We start from the raw sequence: 17930 nt of genomic DNA on the forward strand, positions 1-17930 counted from the left end.
TTGGAGTGAATAACAATGGCACACATTTTACTTGCAGAAGACGAACCTGTCCTGCGCATGCTGATCAGCGATACGTTAGAGGATGAAGGGCACCAGCTTGATATCGCTTGCGATGGTGAGGAAGCCTTGCAAAAAATCGAGCAGCGTCAGTATGACCTGATCGTTCTGGATTACATGATGCCCAAGCTGACTGGCTACGAAGTATTAGTGCACATGAAACAGATCCCTGAAAAAAAGAATTGCAAAGTCATGATCCTCTCGGCAAAAAGCCAGCATGCCGAACAGGAAAAGATGCGTGCTGCAGGCGCGGATGCATTCATGCCCAAGCCCTTTAGCCCCATGGAATTGGTACGGGTCGTGGAGGACATGCTTGCATGAGTGAACTCAGACAGGTGTTGAAAAAAAGCATCACTAGGCGTTTTACCGCTATGATGCTTATGTTTTTATCGCTCCTGATTGCTGGAGCAGCCATCGTTCTATACACGAATTACACGGCCTTTTCCCAGTACCAGACGACACTGAAGGCTTCCAAGGAAAAGCAAGTACTCGTCGAGCAGATCGCCGATCACACCAATCAAATCTTTTTCCGAGCTCGCGGCTACTACGCCTTTTTGAGCCCATACGAGTACAATGAACTGTTTGTAGAGAAAGAAAAGCTCAAGCAAGCAATCTCGTCTTTTAAAAGGCTCCCGCTCACCTCTGAGGAGCAGGTCGTCGTTACCTCGATCGAGTCGTTCATTTCCAATTTCTTTGCAAACGTATTCCCGACCGCTTCTGGTTACGCCAAAGCTGGTCAGTACGAATCATTACGAAACTTTTCTTCCAGCGGAGTGAATCAGGAAGTCAATAATTTGATTACCTATGCCTCTACCTACAAGAAAAAGAACGAACAGCTGCTGTTGCAAGAAAACCGTGCCTTGTTTGAAGATGTGACGCGACAGAGTCTATGGTTCATCTTGTACATTCTGGTGGTGCTGATCCTTTCTCTCTGGGTCACCAAACGGACCACCCGTGACATCGGCGCTCCACTCGAACGCTTGTCTGTCGAAGCCAATCGTTTTTCGCATGGCGAGCTCCCCCACTTCCAAGACCTGCATCGCGTCGATGAAATCGGCAATCTCGCCCGATCCCTCGACTTTTTGATCCGGCAAATTCAGATCAAGGAAGAAACGCTGATGGCGCAAAATGAAGAGCTCCAAGCCCAGCAGGATGAGCTGATGATGCAACAGGAAGAACTGCAGGAAGCACTCGCCAAAATGGAGGACAATGAGCGATATCTACAAAAGAGAAACCGACTCATTCAATCCCTCGCGAATACGCTGGACAAGCAAGAATTGCTGCAAAGCATCGTTCGCAATATCGTCGAGGTGATGGATGCGGACAAAGGTATCATCGTCTTGTTGAATGCGGACAAGGACATCTCCAGCTTTGGGGTCTCTCCTCTGGGAGTGAATCAGTTTTTAAACGGGTTGGAAGACGGACCGCTCGTACGAATCCGGGAAACCAGGCAGCCTTATGTATTGACTCGGGAAAGCACAGAAGCGGAGCGCGGCTATCAGGAAGCGGCTTCTCAGACCTACGAGCTGTATTTGCCGGTCTTGCAGGCGGATCAGGCAGTGGTGGCATGCATTGTCCTCTCTCGCATTGGTCGCACCCTTTCCGAACTGGAAAAACAGATGGCTATAGGACTAGCCAAACAAATCTCGTTGTCTCTGGACAAGCTCGCCATGCACGAAGAAACCGAAAAACAACGCCAAATGACGCAGGACATGCTCGATACCATCCAGGAAGGCGTGCAACTGATCGGCATCAACGGCGTGACGCTGCAGGTGAATCGCACCTTCCAAGAACTGCTCAGCTTCCCTGATCGTGTGTCTGCGCAAGGCATTGGTCTTGCCGATTACTTCAAGCACATGGAAGGACTCACCAAAGACCACGAGCAGCTCGTCTCGTGCGTGAACGCGACTCTTTCCGGTCACAGTGAGGATAAGACCCATCTGATCGAACTCACCTATCCACAAGTCCGCTACATCCAGCTGTATGCGGAGCCTTTGTATCGGGATCAGAAAAAATGGGGCACCTTGCTCGTCTACCGTGATATTACAAAAGAATACGAAATTGACCAGATGAAGTCCGAATTCGTGAGTACGGTCAGTCATGAGCTGAGGACTCCACTCGCCAGCGTGCTTGGTTTTGCCGAGCTATTGTTGAACAAGGAATTAAAACCGGAACGTCAGAATCGCTATACGACGGCCATTTATCAGGAAGCGAGGCGACTCACTGCGCTGATCAATGATTTCCTCGACCTGCAACGCATGGAATCAGGGCGACAGACCTATGAAAGAGAATTGGTACCTATTGAACAGGTAGTCCGAGAAATTTTCGGGCTGTATCACGTCCAATCTCCTCTTCATTCGTTTGAGCTAGATCTGCAAACGGAGAAAACCGTGATTGAAGGAGACCGGGACAAGCTCCGTCAAGTAATCATGAACTTGGTGAGCAACGCTGTGAAATACTCTCCGGCAGGTGGGTGCGTGCGTGTGGTATGCCGAAATGAGGGGAATCAACTTCTAGTGGAGGTCCATGATGAGGGTTTGGGTATTCCTCCTGAAGCCATCCCCCACCTTTTCACCAAGTTTTACCGTGTCGATAATTCGGATCGTAGAGAAATCGGAGGCACTGGTCTTGGCCTTGCCATTGTTCAGGAGATTGTTCATATTCACAACGGGGAAATCGCTGTGGCGTCCGAGTCCGGCCATGGCAGTACCTTTACTGTCGCACTTCCCCTGCCGGAACAGCAGCCCGCTGCGTTCAATGAACCGGACAGTCTAGAGACGTATCCCCATTCCCTTCATTCAAACGGAAATGTCGTGATTATCGAAGACGATGTGAACCTCTCCGAGTTGTTGCGAGATGAATTAATCGGCTCTGGATTTACAGTGTATGCCTTTTCTCATGCTGCTCAGGCGCTGACTGCCATCGAAGAGATCACTCCTGATGCTGTCGTCTTGGATCTCGTCCTACAAGACGGAGAAGACGGGTGGAAGGTAATCGAAACCATGCGGGAAAATCCGAAGCTGCGTTCGATTCCGATCGTCATCTCAAGTGCCTTTGAGGAGAAGAAAAAAGCCTTTGACCTGGGTGCCAAAGGGTACTTGATCAAGCCGTATCATCCCGATACACTATCCAAAGCCATACTCCTTGCCGTCACCAGCAACGACGCGGACGGGCAGATCTTCATTCCCGATCAAATCAAAGAGTAGAAAAAGAGGCAGCGGTTTTTATCCGTTGCCTCTTTTCGTTTCGTTTCTAGCTTAATCCTTTGGCAGCCAAACGCTCGCTGATTCTTCTTAATTTCACATGGTAGGCGAGGAGGTCCTGTTTGGCTGCCTCAGCCTCCGCTCGGCTTGGCTGCAGCTTTTCAATTCCCCAAAATTGGATCAAATAATCAAATACTTGATTAAAATAAGATACCGGACCATAGTTGGCTTCTTTTGCGATTAGGTCCATTCTCTCTTTGAAGGACGGCATTTCTATCCCTGGCATGGCAAAGGATGTCATTGCTTTATGAATGTAATAGACGAAGTTGTGATCGACACCCAAATACCCTTTTACAGCGTCGCGATAAAATGCAAAATGCAGCGTCTCATCTTTGGCTATGCGGCGTAGCAATCGGGACAAATCTTTGTCGTAATCGGTCGCAGCCTTTGCCACGTTGTTGTAAAAGACCATCGTGGCCAGCTCTTGAACGGTCGTGTACACCATCGTCTCCATCGCCGTGTCAAAGTCTGGAGCAAAGCCGCCTTCCACCACCTGTTTGCGCAGACGGTGCAGTTCATGTGGATTGGCATTCCGAGTGATGATCAGGTACGTTTCCAGCAAGGAAGAGTGCTGATCTTCTTCCGCTACCCACGTGTGTACGAATTCTTGCAAGACCTCGAGAGAGCCTTTAAACGTGACAGCGAGATGGTGATAAAAGAAGGGTAGGTTCACTTCTGTTAAGAGCGATGTTTCCACTGCTGTATAGATAGCGGTGGGAAGCGTTCGCTGTTCTGGGGACCATGGTTCCGTTTTAAAGCTCCGTCCCTTTTCCCACGGTATGTATTCATGGTAGCTCCAGTCGATACCGTTTGCTCGTTCTCGATGCTGTCTGTAAAGTTCTGTCAGGTACGGCTCCAGCTGCGGATCAAACACATTTAGGCTATAGTTGAGAAGTGGCATTCACATAAACTCCTTGAATTTTGCTCAACTTTACTGAAAATTTGAATTTATGTCAATCTAAACTATGATTTTTCTGTATGGTTATGAATTGTAGTAGCTCAGAAAATCTTGGTATATTCAGGGGCATTCCATCACACATTAATAGAGGTTAAAGTCCGCACCATGCCCCGCAAAGGAGGAGTTCATTTGTATTTCTCTAAGAAAGCAATGGTTCCGGTCGAAGAAGAGGAAACAAATGTGTGGATGTGTAGCAATGACGGCTGTACGTGCTGGATGAGAGATAACTTTTCCTTTGACGAAAGCCCTAGCTGCCCATTCTGCCAGTCTCAGATGGTAAAAGACACGAAAATGCTTCCCGTTTTGACGAACCACAGCAATAAACGCACTCCCTGAGTGAGTACCTCTTCTCTTTTTTGCGTTGCGGGCCTACAATAAGCTCATGACGTACGATTGTTAGAGGAGCATGCCCATGAACCGAAAAGAGATGGAAGAACAAATGATCCAAGCATACCAACGCGACGAGGGTATGATGATTCTCGTATTCGCTCAATGGTGTGTCAACCATGGTCTGGATGCACAAGAAATCTATCAGCGTGCCTATCCGAATCAGGTCACAAACCCTTTGCTAGCACAGATGATGGACAATACGGTTCCAAAAGAGGAAGCGGAAGAGATACCCGATGCCACCTTGCTTGGAGTCTTGTCCCTCTTCGGAAATGACGACTTGGCGTTTGTGGTCAGCGAAGAAATGGAACGGCTAAAAAAGCATAGAGGGTAAAGGAGCGAAGTCACACCATACCGTGTGGCTTTTTTCTTTGCCATTCTTGCAACTTCCATGTACAGGAAATACGTCTAATGTTTACATACTACAAGAAGTCCCTAATCAAATATAATTCTAAGAAACATTTTTTATGATGAAGACCACTCGTAATGACAGCCATTCGTAGTTTATTGTTTGAGACCGATCGCACGTCGACTAAAACATAAATGGAGAATGCTATGTATACGGATTCAAAAATCTTGAAGTCTCTGTTTTACATTCAGCTGTTTTCTAGCTTTTTGGTCGTAGTCGGACACTTTACTGCATCTGTGCTTTACTTTAACGATCCTTTTTGGATTGTTGCCCTCAACCAGATTAGCCGCTATGGTACCGTACTTCTGACCATTGCGACGGGCTACTTGACTGCTTACTCGTTTGATAAAAAGCAACCAGCTTTTCGCGAGTTCTTCACGGGCAAAATCATCTACATCGTCATCCCGTTTCTCGTATCCGGGGTGCTCTACCATTACTTGCTGAAGAACGGCATGCCTCATTCTTTTCGTGATTACGCTAATATCGTTCTAGGCAAAACAGGCGACCATCTCTATTTCGTGTTCATGATTTGCCAGTACTACGTGGCAGCCTACTTTTTACGGAATATCATCACCAAACGCAATATTCTCTACGTCATCTGGATATTGCTCGCGGTGCAATACGTTTACATCCATTACATTCACCAAGGCTGGCTGGGTCTGACCACCCGCCATATGCTTCCGACCTGGATTTTCACCCTGTACATGGGCCATCTGATTTATTGGTATCGCGAGTGGATCCTTTCTTTTCTGCGAAACAACCGTTCGATCCTCATGCTGGTTACGGGTGTTTCCACAGCGGCTGCGATCTATTTTGTCTTCTCAAACAAGCTTTATGTGGCTGTTCATCTGACGTTTGTCTTTGCTACGTTGCTGTCTTTTCTCGTGCTCATGGTCTTCTTCCTGGAGCTGGTCGACCATCTGCACATCAAGTTTCGAAAAGGCTTGACCTATTTCATCTTTCTGTTTCACTCTGCTTTTCTCATTCTGTTCAAAGATTTGCTTTATCAGGTCTTCGGTGAGGTGTCCTGGATTTTCCAAAATACCTGGTACTCACTCCTCTACCTGGCCGCAATCTTTGTCTGCAGTGCGGTCTTCGCCATCTTGCTGGTCCGCCTCGTCAAACGTTTGGAGAACGCTTGGGCAAGCATGGGGAGAATCAGGAAGGAACGTCTGCAGTAGCATCGACACAAACAAAAAAGGCACCCACTCTGTAAGAGCAAGCAATTGAATTCAATGTCAGTCATTCTATTGAAGGATGAGTAATGCATAGGGGATATCCCCTTGACGCATTGCTTATCCTCTTTTTTATCAGGGTGGGGGTTATTCACGCTTTGCGAAAAGGAGAAACAGCCTTCCTGAATTTTTTTATAACTCGCTGTTTGCCTATACAGAAATGTTCATATCCCCATAAAATGAATACCACCTTCGATCATCAAGAGGGAAGTTCAAGAGAAAGGGGTGGAAAATATGTCACAACTTGCCTATGTAGCCAATACTATGTCTGCTAATGTTTCGGTGATCGATACGGATCCTTTCAGCCCCACCTTCAATACCGAGATCGACCTTATACCCTTGAGCGGGTCTGGCCATCTTTTGATTGCGGTTACGCCGGATAACTTCCGTGCTTACGTTACGAATAGAATTTCCAATAATGTCTCCGTGATTGATACAAATCCCACTAGTCCGACATTCAACACCGAGATTGATCTCATCCTGCTGTCGGGGACGACTCCCACGGGAATTGCCATCACTCCAGACGGTACTCGTGCTTATGTAGCGAATAGAAGCTCTGACAACGTCTCGGTAATTGATACCAATCCCCTCAGTCCCACATTCAACACCGAGATCGACTTGATCACGTTGACAGGGCTTGGTCCCATTGGTCTTCAAATTACACCTGACGCTACACGCGCATATGTACCGAATTCCGGGTCCAATGACGTCTCCGTGATTGATACAAATCCCGCCAGTCCCACCTTCAACACAGAGATTGCACTCATCCCTTTGACCGGTTTAACTGCAACTGTGGCAGCCATCACTTCTGATGGCACCCGTACGTATGTAACCAATGAAACCACCAACGATGTCTCTGTGATCGATACGAACCCCGTAAGTCCCACCTTCAACACCGAGATCGCTTTAATCCCGTTGAGCGGGACCAATCCAATCGTAATAAAGATCACCCCGGACGGTACGCGTGCCTATGTAGCTGATAGTAATTCCAATAATGTCTCCGTGATAGATACGAATCCCGCTAGTCCTACCTTCAACACCGAAATCGATTTGATCCTGGTATCAGGATCTGATCCTGCCGGTGTCGCGATCACTCCAGATGGTACTCGCGCGTATGTTAGCGACCAACTCTCCAATAATGTCTCCGTGATCGATACGAATCCCGCCAGTCCCACCTTCAATACCGAAATTGATTTAATAACCATATCGGGAACCATGCCGGCTGGCATCGCAATTATCTTGCAACTGCCTCCAACTCCCCCTCCAACTCCGATGCCTATTCCCGTTGCGCTTTCTCTTCCATTGGATTGCATCCGCGTCCAAAAGGTATACGACTGGGTGATTGCCGCCAATAGGGACAGGAACAAGGTACCTATCCCAGACGATTGCCGACCACTGGTAGATGCAGCGATCCGTGCCGGTCAGAACATCACGATCCAATGCGTGGAGCCGATCGTTCCACCAACATTCCCACTGATCCCCAAACCGCAGCCCACACACTCTTTGGACTTTTCTTGCACCGTCATTGGTATCCGGCGTGAAAACCTCATTGTAAACGGAAACATCGTACGTGTCGGGATCGTCCGCTTCCTGTTTGGCGCCACGCTCCTGATCCGTGTATTTGCTAATGGCACACTGTTGTGCGAATTCCCCGCTACCATACAATTCGATGACGATATCGTACTGTGTTTGCCGGAACCATTGGATGAATCCAACATCCTCTGCCGCATCACTGCCGTCGAGTGCACGCCGATCGGCAATGTGCTCCTGGGCGGTATGATAGATTTGGAAGTCATCATCTGCAAAGAGATCCAGGTGGAAGCGGAATTGAAGCTGGAAGTATTGGCGAAGTTCTGTCGTCCGCGCCCGATCATTCCAGTACCGCCTCCGACTCCTTCGTTCATCTGTCCGCCGATCACGTTCCCGCCTCAGTGCCCAGATATTATCTTCCCGCGCAGAAACTGCGACTGCCAGGGAACAGCCAACGCTCTCTTGACCAACTCCACTGTCTTCTTCGAAGGTGTGGCTGAAACGGGGACAGAACAATTGCTTGCCGATATCTGCCCGAGTTGCGATCCGGGAAGCAGCACGTTCTCTTATACGTTTGTCGATACGGCGCCACCTACGCCGTCGCCGACAGACGTAATTCTCGGCGATTTCAGTTTTGTCTATACGCCTGTTCAAATTAGCTCACCTACTTGCTCAGCTCCACCTACGGGCGGCCTACAGCTCATGGTCACCGCTACCGGTATCCGGACGTTCACTGCGACAGGAACGAACGAGACTCTCAGCGCCGAGCTTACGCTAAGCGAACTTCCGTGCGCATTTGATACCTTCCGCCTCATCCTCCGCAACGCCCTCAGTGTGGTTGTCTACGACACAGGCCTACAATCCGCTTCCGATGCCAGCATTTATGTGAAGGATTGTGTTACTTTCCTAGATGTAATTCCAACTAGCGGTAACTGAGAAGAATGAAGGAAACCCGAAAGTGCTTTTTCGTTTGGGTGTAATGAGAAAGACGGAGCTTTCTCAAAGGTCTGATTAGACCAGAGGAGAACTCCGTCTTTAGAAAAGGCTGTTATTTCCATTCGCTCATTCAAATACAATTTTAATAGAGACAGAACTAACGGAGATCGATCGTTTACTAAATATCATTTCGTTTTTCGAGTGATAATGTCGCTGTAAATAACAAAGAAAAATGGATAGAGAATCAGATGTTTTCTAAGAACTCTATCCATTTAATAAAATCATGAGAGTGCCTTTTTTTCGTTCGTTCGTCCTGTGGCTGGGCTGAACTGCATGATAAATGTCGTGTTCTCGTCCGTGGATTCGCAGGTAATGGTGCCTGCGTGCCGCTCGATGATTTCTTTGCAGACGAATAGCCCAATCCCTGTCCCGAGCTCCTTTGTCGTGAAGAAGGGTTCGAAAATGACATTCAAAAGATCAGGGGGAATGCATGCCCCGTTATTCGAGATCGATACGTGAGTCGCGCCGTCGGCTTGCAAAACATCGATGGCAATGATTTTGTTGCTCGCCTTTCGATGCAAGGCATCCAGAGCATTTGAGATGATATTAATAAAGACCTGCTTGATTTCATCGCGATAGCCTGTCAGCTCGCACGAAGGATCGATGCGACACTGGATATCCGCATTGACATCGACAATATTGGGATAAAGGAAGGCGAGTATTTCCTCGAATAGTTGCTGGAAATTGAATACTTCACTTTTTCGCTGGATGACCCCTTTTTTGGACACCAGCAAAAATTGCGACACCCGATAATTCAACTGGAACAGTTCATTTACGATGATATCGACGTACGGAAGATCGGGATAATCTTCCTTGAGGAGCTTGGAGAAACCAATAATCGAAGTCAACGGATTCCGGAATTCATGCACAAAGCTCGATGCTAACTGACCTAAAATGGTGAGGCGATCTTTGTGGGAACGTTCGATAAACAAGTTCATTTCGGCCAAATCGTTGTTTTTCAGATCCGTATATTTGGATACGGCATGCACTAGAAAGACGTCAAAGCACTCGTTCATCTTGGTCAAGGCGGAAACGAGAATAGCTGGTGGAAAGGAACCCGATTGCAGCAAATCCACGATCAGCTGTCTGCCCAAACAAACGTTGAAGACAAAATCACCGATGTTGATATCGGCCTGATTGCGTTCGTTCGCGACTTTGTAAGCCAACTGTTTGATATCTTCCTGCGTAATCTGCTCACGAAAATAACCGACTACCATCCTGTACATCGCTTGTCCGTTTAGATGAATAAAATCTTTAAACTGGTCGTCTTCGGAAACAACTATTTGTGCTCTGAACGCTTCAACAATGGTTGCCTCATGCTCGTCCAAAAATGTTGTCAGTTCATCCATCTGCATCTGTCCTCACTCTGAATGTACACGTATAATATTGTTGTAAATATTATACTATTAATCCTCTCCGTTAACTAAATATTTTTACTAATGCACCTGCACCTGATGGGCAAAAATAAGACTACCATAACATTTTCCCTATTATTTCCTGCTATTCCTTTTGGAAAAAGGGCCGAAAACTTCCTCGTTTAACCATGGCTTTGGTAAAGGGGAATCTGAGTGAAAAATCATTGGGGCGAAGTTTTTGGATGAGCTGTAGTGCTCTATCAATCGTTTGAGGCTTTCCCTAAGCTTATAGATAAATTCTCGCGAAAATAGTGGGGACAGAGCAGCTTGTGACTCCAGTTTTTTCATGGAGCTAAGCAGTGAGGCACTTATTTCTTGGACCGAGCTACCTATCTTTTCAGCCTTTTCATTATCAAACGTCATAAATGGATCGTGCTTCCGAACCAGTATGCGTAGCATTTCCCCAATACTATCCAGAATCAGTAGAGCCTCCTTCTCCAACTTGTCCAGACGTTGCGCATTGGATGGAGACTGTTGCAGATTGCGTATGATCTGGTCTAATAGCTGAATTTGTGCTTCTGCCAAGGAACCAGAAGCCGACACTGTTAGCAATTGTGCCTCCAAAATTGCAGAAGGAATTCGCTCGTTTTTCTTTGAATGACCTCTCATCAGCCAGTAAGGAAGTACCCTCTTCAACCTGGTAATCTCCACCCAATGAAACATGGCCATCGCTTCCAACCAACGATTTGATACCTCCAACCAGTTTGCTAGCAGCATAGCCGGAATTGGTGCTGTTTGATTCATGAGCAAAAACAGACAGGTTTTGGTTTGCAGGGCCTGGCATCTCGTTAAGCCTGCCAGTGCTTTTTCCATTGCTACAGTCGAATCCACTAAGAGGGCAAATCCATGAGGTTGCTCATCTCCCCTCATTCGGTTTGCCCGTTTTATCATCTCCTCGAATAGTCGCTCACTCGAAAGATCAATCATCATCGGCTATGCTGACGCTGCCTTCTTCAATTGTGTTTCCTCCATCACCTACGCTGCTTTTTCCTTCCAGTTCCAAAATATGATCCAGCTTAAATTGCAGAAGGATCTGTTTACTGATGATATTGCGAAGCATTCGCTCCATACTCTGGTTCAAACGAAGCATATCATCTAGGCTTATATCCTCTCTCTCCAGCAGTTGCTGAATTTTTTCGACCTCTGTATTCATTATGTGGGACATACTCATCTCCTCCATCGCTACGGAGGTCAAAAGCAGATGAATGACTTCTTCCCGTTTGAGAGTTATGCGAGGCGTTACATCCGGTATATTGGGTAAAGACATGTGCGACAACCTCCATCTCTTGAAAAAGTACGAATTTGCCGTTCAGCTCACTTAGCCTAGAGGGGGAGATCCAATGGAATGGATCATTTTTTTCGCGCAGGCAGACATCTTCCCGTACTCTTTTAGTATCATCCTATTTCATACTCTGTCACATTATGTGCCTAGGACCCAATTTTCCCATTGACGGGTCACTTCTGCATCCTCGCATTCATACAGATACACGCTAACCACGTCCGCACCTTCAGAAGGATTTTCCGATATCGGCAGAGGTACCATGAGATGCTCAAGCCCCGGCTGACGCTCCTGATGCTGTGGCGCCCTTTCCGTGACATCCGCCTATTAAGCTGAAGAGGATTCAAGAACGTAGAGGAAGGTAAGCGGGGCAGGAGCGAAGGCAGCGGGTGCGACAAAACCCTTCAGCAATTATCGCTAAAGAGAAGTTATCCACATACACCTGAGGAAAATGTGCATAAGTCAGTCCTTTTTGTGGGTATCACTTCAATAAACTGTGAATAAGTTGTGGATCTTACTTTTCAGATTTATTCGTGGTTCTGCGGAAAATTTTCTAAAGTGACCGTCCGACTCGCCTGATCCCACGTAGCCTGCATGCCCAGCGCCACCGCCAGATTCCTCGCTGATGCATACGCCGTCCCATCCTCGATCGTGACAGCCAGCTCACGTCCGTCCACCGTTACCCTTTCCGTCTCGGCATCCCACCCTACCACACCACCTATCGCTTCTGCTACCGCTCGTACAGGTAGATAGGAAACACCCTCACGCAAGCGCCCTTTTACAGTGAGCCTTATCTGAATATTACAGTTATCCACATACTCCCGTGATTTTTGTGTATAACCTGTGAGTAAGATGTGGACATCGCTCTTAAACTTCTCCCACGCCTCTGCTGCCTTTCGTCCGAAAAAGCGGAGTGAAAAAGCATCAGAAACAAAAAAGGCCGGGCAGTTTTTGCCCGTAATGTCGAAATGACGCCATAAGTTTTGGATGCCCCAGCCATACCGCTTCAAGATCCCTGCCGCCAGCTCCACCGTGTTTTGGTACATGGCTTGGAAATTGCCGTCGGCGTTTACACACATCTCGATGCCAATCGTGCAGTTATTGGGGTAGCTGCTGAGCAGTTGGAGCGCTTCCGGCTTGTAAGACTTCGCTCCGATGTGGTAGCCCATCTCGGTTTCCGGTAAGCAACGGACAATCTGCTTGTCGTCAACGATGTAGTGGGCACTTGCTTCTGTTGTCGGGTTGTTAAAGTAATTGCGGTTGGCTACGGCGTTTGCTCCCTTGCTTTCGTTGGCGGTCCAGTGGATGACGAGAGCTTTTGGCGTGATTTTCATTCCAGGTCGTGCCGTCTTATTGGTCAGGAGCATTTCTGTGATTGGCAAGGTCTATTTCCCTTCTTTCTGTTTCATTGCGCGTTCTGTCTTGGCTTTGATCTCCGACTCTACCAGATTGGCAATCGCTTTGGGGACCGGCCATCCTGCGCGATGAGCATTCGCTGTCAGGCTGTTCCACGTGTGGTAAATCAGCCCAAAGGTCACTCCATAGAAGAGAAACCCCGGTGTCGCCATGACTCTATCTAGCAGATTAGCAAGTGCTGGCAGGGCCAGAAAGAAAAACGTCCGCGGTATGCGGCTCAGTCCGTATTCGGAAGAACAGGTCTTGTCCTCCTTCTTGGCAGCCTGAATGCCCGTCACCCAATCCAAGGAGATACAAAACAGCAATACTACTAGGATATCCATTCGGCCTGATCCGTAGAGGTAGTGGAATACGGGTGACACAATCGCTCCTGCTGTTGCTGCCCAACCATTTGCCGGGGTCGCTGCATTAACCAGGGTCTGTAGAAACTGCATGTGCTCATCTCCCTCCTCACCCCCTTGGGGCTAAAATGAAAAAGCCTCGCTAGGAACGAGGCTATGCTGATAAAAAAATCCCCCGGGAGTTCCCGAGGGCCGTTGATGGGTTGTGCGTATTAGGGTGTTGTCCGAGTGATCACATTTCCATGACGATCTTTAATGGCTCCATTAACAAAGTATACGTATTTACCTGGTCCAAAGTTGCCCGTAACTCCACCCAGCTCCATTATTCCCCAATGAAGACACCACTTTTTTGGGATCTTCTTTCGCAATGGTTTCGTTGGATAATGCTTTGTCAAAGCGGATGATAATTTTAGATAGGGTACTCTCATCAGCGATGGATCCAACTGCTGGAGAGGTATCGCTATTCTCGACTTATCCCCCTTCTCTTCTTGAGGGTTTTCGTTCGAGCCTACACCGTGCAGGCGACTTTCATCGCACACTGCGTTCCATCAACGGAGAAGAAGAAAGTGAAGATTTACAACGGGCAGTTTTATGGTAGACAAGCTCGATCCTATTGTCTGCTATCTAAACGCCCCTCCCATTTGGGAAAAGACGTTATGCTAGAGGTAATCCTTCAGAGCTCAGTCCGAGAGCTTCCAGATCTACTTTTACAGCTGGTTTGAGGTTAGCCGGTACACTTTCATAAGTTCTGCGGCCCGCAATGATGAGTGCCACGTAGATAGCTGCCATGATATCATCTCCCTTCAAGGAAATGAGCCAGATGCCGAAATTAAGCAGGAGTGTTTTCAGCATTGATCATCGCCCTCACTTCCTCCTGAAGATTGGCTGGTACCTGGTCAATCGTTCGGCGACCCGCTTTTACGAGGTTGTAGTAAATCGTAATCATTCAGAGCTTCCTCCTTTTAGTGCTTGCAGTTCTTCGTAGAGCAAGGCTGTCGCCTCCATGTTATCGAGCAGCTGATTTTGAAATCCGCGTAAACATGAATGTGAATCAACCGAACGCATCTCCGTATCCGTTATGATAGAGCTTTCTCGGTCTATGACCGTTGCAGTGGTCACAGGTATCACCTCCTTTCACTGAGACGCTTGAATTGACGGATGGATCAACGCCCGCCGAGCAGGGAGCGAGTGGACTTGTGCCTGGAACTCGCAATGTATGTGGCTTTTTCGCCATGGTCCCCGCTCGCCAGGTGCTGACGAGTTTAATAGAAAGAGCCACCCGATTGGCTCAGGTGGCTCCATGCGTTCCTTGTCTTCGTTTACTTGTTTCGCTTGGCTTAAGTATAAACCAGATGGCTTTCAGAAGGGGAAAATGAATGGTAGTGTAAGGTTGTGTAAAGATTTGTCAGGGAGACTACTTCCCAAACCACTCTCTCAACAACTCCCGATACCTCACCTCATCAATTCCCTCTTTCGTAACGACCCCATTTTCCCACTTCGTAAACGTGCTATTCGTCAGCGTCACATTCCCGCTCTCCGTAAGCCTGGTCACCAAAGGGCTCTTGTTAAAAGGAGAATCTGGATGCTCCCCAATAACCGTCTGAATCTCATTAAACTCCGTTACATCCGAAATCAGCTTGGTAGAATCAAAGGCATACCCGATTCGCCACTCCGTATCCTTATACTTCAGCTTCATTTCAAGCACGTAGTCTCCATGGTCGCTGTTCACTTCTTTGACCCGAAATTCCCCATTCGAAGAGGTGACGGTCTCTCCCGTTAAAGGTACAGGCTTTAGTGGCAGATTCCCCCCAAATCCCGTATCCACCAAATACTTGCGTCCCTCGTGTGTTAGCAGAATCGTGACATGCGTCCTTCCTATGGACTGATACTCTTGCGTAGCTTGTTTGTATACAATCCCACGTGCCAGAGCTACCTGAAAGCCATTTTCGAGCAAAAAGAAATACAGAATGGAATTGAGCTCATAACAAAGACCACCTTCGTTTTTGACGAGCAATTTGTTCAGTAGATTCTCGCGCGTGATCTCGTTTGTTTCATTGGCAATCATACATAGGTTTTCAAATGGGATCGCCTTTGCTGTTTTTTCAAGCACGTTGCCTAACGTTGCAAAGGTGATCGTCTCGTCTTCCGGCATTCCGATTCTCTTGCGAAACAGAGTGTTCAGCTCACTCACCGTTTATTCCCCCAATCATGCCTGCATGAACTACGATATGTATGCGTGTCGTGTATAAAGTATTTGCTAACGGATGCTCATTCACCTTTTTTGTTCCGCAAAAGCTAGACGTCCACAGGCCTATAAAAAAGTCTAGCCCCGCCTGGTTTTGACGGGGCCGAGCTTCTCACTTGCAGACTTAGTTCCCAAACACCGCTCTGCCCATCACCGCGTGGGTAACGCCTGCACGTTCCAGCTCCTCCACTCGCTCCACTGTGACTGCGCCATCTACCCACAGTTCGACCGTGGAAAACATATTTCGGACTTGCTGCGCTTTTTCCACCATAGCAGGAATAAATTGCTGTCCCTGTCCATCCGGTTCAGCAGTCATGATCAGGACTGCATCGGCGCGGCTGAGCACATAGTGAAAAGGCTCAATCGATGTCTTAGGGTTAAACGCCAGCCCTGCCTTTCCCCCTCGGCGTTGCACGGCCTCAACAAACGAGCTAGGGTAATCGAGAGCCTCGACATGAGCGAAAATGACGCTTGGTTGGCAGCAGCAGATTTCCTCGAGATATTCGAATGGATGGGATACCATCAAGTGAAACGAAAACGGGAGGTCGGTCACGGCGCGTAGCCTTTTCACTGTTTTCATGCCAAATGTGATGTTGGGTACAAAGTGACCGTCTTCTATGTCAACATGCAGGTCTGTGTACAGGATCGGATCCAGTCGTTTGACTTCTTCCTCCAGACGCAACGGGTTTGCGGACGCAATTGAGGGGGAAATGATCATGTGGCCCATCCTCCACCATCTTTATTTCGCCAACACGAGCTTTTTGCTGAATGCCAGCAAAGCCCCCACCAGGACAACGACAATCGCCACCCCAAGCGCTTGAAGTGACATCAGCTTGCTGATCACAAACGCCACCCAGTTGCCTGCGGACAAAGCCGTAATTTGCGTTGCCCCTTCTGGAAACGTAAAGCCTGTATTTTTTGCCGTATCCGTGATGATGGGGGCAAAATAGCTGGCGAAAAGGAGGACAATCGCCATCATGATCGTGCCGCTGATCAGTGTGCGGACAAAATCACCCCGATGGATGGGGGTTGCCATGGAGATAAAGAAGGCTGTCGCTGCCAAATCACCCAGAGGAAGCGTGGAATTAAGAGGAAGAATCATGGCCAATACGAGTGTAATCGGGATGAGCAAAATGCCCACTGTAATGGTCGTCGGGTGTCCGAGAGTCACGGCGGAATCAAGACCGATGTAAAACTCCGAGCCTTTAAAACGTTTTTCCATAAACGTACGAGCCGCCTCCGATATCGGGACCAAGCCTTCCATGATGACCTTTACCATCCGCGGCAATAACAGCATCAACGAGCCCATCGCGATGCCCAGCTCCAGAACTTTCTTTAGATCGTAGCCGACAACGATACCAATCAAGATCCCCAAGACCAGACCGATCATCATCGGCTCGCCCATCACACCGAGTTTGGTTTGGATCGACGACGTGTCCGTCTTGCGGTTTTGTAGCCCAGGAATCTTGTCATACAGCTTTTCCAACAGCATGTAGACAGGGACAGAAGAGATCGCATATCCTTGCGCGACAGAGATGCCGGGGATGCCGATTTCCTTTTGTACACGCTCAGCGGATAGGTCGGCCATTTTCAGGGCGACGATACAGTGCGCTGCCGCTGCCAACAAACCATAGACCATACTGCTAGTGACAGTCATGACGACTGCGCCCGTAAAAGCAAAATGCCAATAGTTCCAGATATCGATATTGACCGTACGTGTCTGTTTGGATATCAGCATGATGACATTGACGAGAAGAGTAAAGGGGATAATCACAGCACCCACCTTGGTAGCAAAGGCGACGCCTGCCGCTGCCGCCCATCCAGCGTCGATCACCGTTAATTGCAGATGAAATTTCTCTACGAAAATGGTGGTGATGGGGCCGATATACGTCCAAATAATGCCGAGCACCAGGTTCAATCCTACGAAGCCGATCCCTACCGTGACACCCGCACGGATCGCCCGCAAAAAACGGAGTCGAAAGCAGAGACCGACAATCGCGATGATGATCGGAATCATCACCATGGAGCCAAGATCGCTAAGATAGGTAAAAGCTTGCAGGATGGCTTCCATTCTACCTCCCCCTTTTCGTCAGCTCGCTATTTGAGATGCGCCAAAATCTCCTGCTCTGTCTGCTCACGTCCGATACCTGTCAGAAAAGAGATCGCCGTGACGATCGGCTTGTCGTATCTGTTTTCTAGTTTCATGGAGGTAATGATCAGATCTGCCCTTCCCGCATGTCCGGCAATATCTGCCACCGTGCACTGAATGATGTCCGCAGCAATCCCGTTGTCGCTCAACAAATGTTTTACTCTATCGCAAATCAACGTAGATGTAGCAATGCCGGCCCCGCAGGCGACAATCACCGTTTTCATCTCTTTCACCCTCTCAAAAGATTTCG

19 protein-coding genes are annotated in these 17930 nt (G+C 48.2%); 6 read left to right on the plus strand and 13 right to left on the minus strand.

All coding sequences use genetic code 11. From position 1 onward, the window contains the following. The first annotated feature begins 15 nt into the window (after positions 1-15). Positions 16-378, plus strand: coding sequence for a response regulator transcription factor (locus tag AN963_RS15425; protein WP_055745439.1), 363 nt, complete (start codon positions 16-18; stop codon positions 376-378). Beyond that, a complete protein-coding gene (locus tag AN963_RS15430; protein ID WP_055745440.1) occupies positions 375-3263 on the plus strand; it encodes an ATP-binding protein in 2889 nt (962 codons plus the stop codon). Before AN963_RS15425 ends, AN963_RS15430 begins: the two co-directional genes overlap by 4 nt. Before the next feature lie 46 nt (positions 3264-3309). Here the strand turns inward: AN963_RS15430 and AN963_RS15435 are convergent, their stop codons facing one another. Continuing rightward, positions 3310-4221 carry an acyl-ACP desaturase gene (locus tag AN963_RS15435; protein WP_055745441.1) on the minus strand — a complete coding sequence of 304 codons (912 nt, stop codon included), beginning with the start codon at positions 4219-4221 and terminating at the stop codon, positions 3310-3312. A 186-nt stretch (positions 4222-4407) separates the two neighbouring features. Here AN963_RS15435 and AN963_RS15440 point away from each other — a divergent pair, with 186 nt between their 5' ends. The 4 genes from AN963_RS15440 to AN963_RS30365 all read left to right on the plus strand — a co-directional run bounded on the left by AN963_RS15440 (position 4408) and on the right by AN963_RS30365 (position 8775). Further along, positions 4408-4614: a cold-shock protein gene (locus AN963_RS15440; RefSeq protein ID WP_055745442.1), complete on the plus strand. Its 207-nt coding sequence runs from the start codon at positions 4408-4410 to the stop codon at positions 4612-4614. 76 nt (positions 4615-4690) lie between these two features. Beyond that, the gene (locus AN963_RS15445) at positions 4691-4999 is read left to right on the plus strand and encodes a hypothetical protein (RefSeq protein WP_055745443.1); all 309 of its coding nucleotides are present in this window, start codon (positions 4691-4693) and stop codon (positions 4997-4999) included. 221 nt (positions 5000-5220) lie between these two features. Continuing rightward, positions 5221-6255 carry an acyltransferase family protein gene (locus AN963_RS15450; protein WP_055745444.1) on the plus strand — a complete coding sequence of 345 codons (1035 nt, stop codon included), beginning with the start codon at positions 5221-5223 and terminating at the stop codon, positions 6253-6255. A gap of 288 nt (positions 6256-6543) precedes the next feature. Next, entirely contained in the window at positions 6544-8775 is a 2232-nt protein-coding gene (locus tag AN963_RS30365) for a BMQ_0737 family morphogenetic spore coat protein (RefSeq protein ID WP_083496951.1), read from the plus strand. Between the two features lie 281 nt (positions 8776-9056). Here the strand turns inward: AN963_RS30365 and AN963_RS15460 are convergent, their stop codons facing one another. The 12 genes from AN963_RS15460 to AN963_RS15505 form a co-directional block, all read right to left on the minus strand. After that, complete coding sequence (locus tag AN963_RS15460; protein WP_236707991.1) at positions 9057-10184, minus strand: histidine kinase N-terminal domain-containing protein; 1128 nt, start codon at positions 10182-10184, stop codon at positions 9057-9059. A gap of 141 nt (positions 10185-10325) precedes the next feature. Next, a complete protein-coding gene (locus AN963_RS15465; protein ID WP_152985673.1) occupies positions 10326-11063 on the minus strand; it encodes a hypothetical protein in 738 nt (245 codons plus the stop codon). Between the two features lie 106 nt (positions 11064-11169). Further along, positions 11170-11517, minus strand: coding sequence for a hypothetical protein (locus tag AN963_RS15470; RefSeq protein ID WP_055745447.1), 348 nt, complete (start codon positions 11515-11517; stop codon positions 11170-11172). A gap of 539 nt (positions 11518-12056) precedes the next feature. Further along, positions 12057-12911, minus strand: a complete 855-nt coding sequence (locus AN963_RS15475) for an N-acetylmuramoyl-L-alanine amidase (protein WP_055745448.1) — start codon at positions 12909-12911, stop codon at positions 12057-12059. 3 nt (positions 12912-12914) lie between these two features. Next, positions 12915-13379, minus strand: coding sequence for a phage holin family protein (locus tag AN963_RS15480; protein ID WP_055745449.1), 465 nt, complete (start codon positions 13377-13379; stop codon positions 12915-12917). Between the two features lie 561 nt (positions 13380-13940). Continuing rightward, positions 13941-14075 carry a CD1375 family protein gene (locus AN963_RS32285; protein WP_269084399.1) on the minus strand — a complete coding sequence of 45 codons (135 nt, stop codon included), beginning with the start codon at positions 14073-14075 and terminating at the stop codon, positions 13941-13943. Positions 14076-14115: 40 nt separating this feature from the next. Beyond that, positions 14116-14232: a CD1375 family protein gene (locus AN963_RS31715; protein ID WP_201783756.1), complete on the minus strand. Its 117-nt coding sequence runs from the start codon at positions 14230-14232 to the stop codon at positions 14116-14118. Continuing rightward, a complete protein-coding gene (locus AN963_RS31200; RefSeq protein WP_161827286.1) occupies positions 14229-14405 on the minus strand; it encodes a hypothetical protein in 177 nt (58 codons plus the stop codon). Before AN963_RS31200 ends, AN963_RS31715 begins: the two co-directional genes overlap by 4 nt. A gap of 295 nt (positions 14406-14700) precedes the next feature. Further along, positions 14701-15477 carry an arylamine N-acetyltransferase family protein gene (locus tag AN963_RS15490; protein WP_055745451.1) on the minus strand — a complete coding sequence of 259 codons (777 nt, stop codon included), beginning with the start codon at positions 15475-15477 and terminating at the stop codon, positions 14701-14703. A gap of 178 nt (positions 15478-15655) precedes the next feature. Then, positions 15656-16249: a ribulose-phosphate 3-epimerase gene (locus AN963_RS15495; RefSeq protein WP_055745452.1), complete on the minus strand. Its 594-nt coding sequence runs from the start codon at positions 16247-16249 to the stop codon at positions 15656-15658. 21 nt (positions 16250-16270) lie between these two features. After that, a complete protein-coding gene (locus AN963_RS15500; RefSeq protein ID WP_055745453.1) occupies positions 16271-17602 on the minus strand; it encodes a PTS galactitol transporter subunit IIC in 1332 nt (443 codons plus the stop codon). 26 nt (positions 17603-17628) lie between these two features. Beyond that, positions 17629-17904: a PTS sugar transporter subunit IIB gene (locus AN963_RS15505; RefSeq protein ID WP_055745454.1), complete on the minus strand. Its 276-nt coding sequence runs from the start codon at positions 17902-17904 to the stop codon at positions 17629-17631. Between the last annotated feature and the right edge of the window lie 26 nt (positions 17905-17930).

Source organism: Brevibacillus choshinensis (assembly GCF_001420695.1).
GTDB lineage: Bacteria > Bacillota > Bacilli > Brevibacillales > Brevibacillaceae > Brevibacillus > Brevibacillus choshinensis.

Bases quoted from the DNA above. Each gene is read 5' to 3' on its own strand.
- AN963_RS15500 (WP_055745453.1), bottom strand. From the start codon at position 17,602: ATGGAAGCCATCCTGCAAGCTTTTACCTATCTTAGCGATCTTGGCTCC.
- AN963_RS15460 (WP_236707991.1), bottom strand. From the start codon at position 10,184: ATGGATGAACTGACAACATTTTTGGACGAGCATGAGGCAACCATTGTT.
- AN963_RS15505 (WP_055745454.1), bottom strand. From the start codon at position 17,904: ATGAAAACGGTGATTGTCGCCTGCGGGGCCGGCATTGCTACATCTACG.
- AN963_RS15445 (WP_055745443.1), top strand. From the start codon at position 4,691: ATGAACCGAAAAGAGATGGAAGAACAAATGATCCAAGCATACCAACGC.
- AN963_RS15435 (WP_055745441.1), bottom strand. From the start codon at position 4,221: ATGCCACTTCTCAACTATAGCCTAAATGTGTTTGATCCGCAGCTGGAG.
- AN963_RS30365 (WP_083496951.1), top strand. From the start codon at position 6,544: ATGTCACAACTTGCCTATGTAGCCAATACTATGTCTGCTAATGTTTCG.
- AN963_RS32285 (WP_269084399.1), bottom strand. From the start codon at position 14,075: ATGGCAGCTATCTACGTGGCACTCATCATTGCGGGCCGCAGAACTTAT.
- AN963_RS15450 (WP_055745444.1), top strand. From the start codon at position 5,221: ATGTATACGGATTCAAAAATCTTGAAGTCTCTGTTTTACATTCAGCTG.
- AN963_RS15425 (WP_055745439.1), top strand. From the start codon at position 16: ATGGCACACATTTTACTTGCAGAAGACGAACCTGTCCTGCGCATGCTG.
- AN963_RS31715 (WP_201783756.1), bottom strand. From the start codon at position 14,232: ATGATTACGATTTACTACAACCTCGTAAAAGCGGGTCGCCGAACGATT.
- AN963_RS15465 (WP_152985673.1), bottom strand. From the start codon at position 11,063: ATGGAAAAAGCACTGGCAGGCTTAACGAGATGCCAGGCCCTGCAAACC.
- AN963_RS15480 (WP_055745449.1), bottom strand. From the start codon at position 13,379: ATGCAGTTTCTACAGACCCTGGTTAATGCAGCGACCCCGGCAAATGGT.
- AN963_RS15495 (WP_055745452.1), bottom strand. From the start codon at position 16,249: ATGATCATTTCCCCCTCAATTGCGTCCGCAAACCCGTTGCGTCTGGAG.
- AN963_RS15470 (WP_055745447.1), bottom strand. From the start codon at position 11,517: ATGTCTTTACCCAATATACCGGATGTAACGCCTCGCATAACTCTCAAA.
- AN963_RS15430 (WP_055745440.1), top strand. From the start codon at position 375: ATGAGTGAACTCAGACAGGTGTTGAAAAAAAGCATCACTAGGCGTTTT.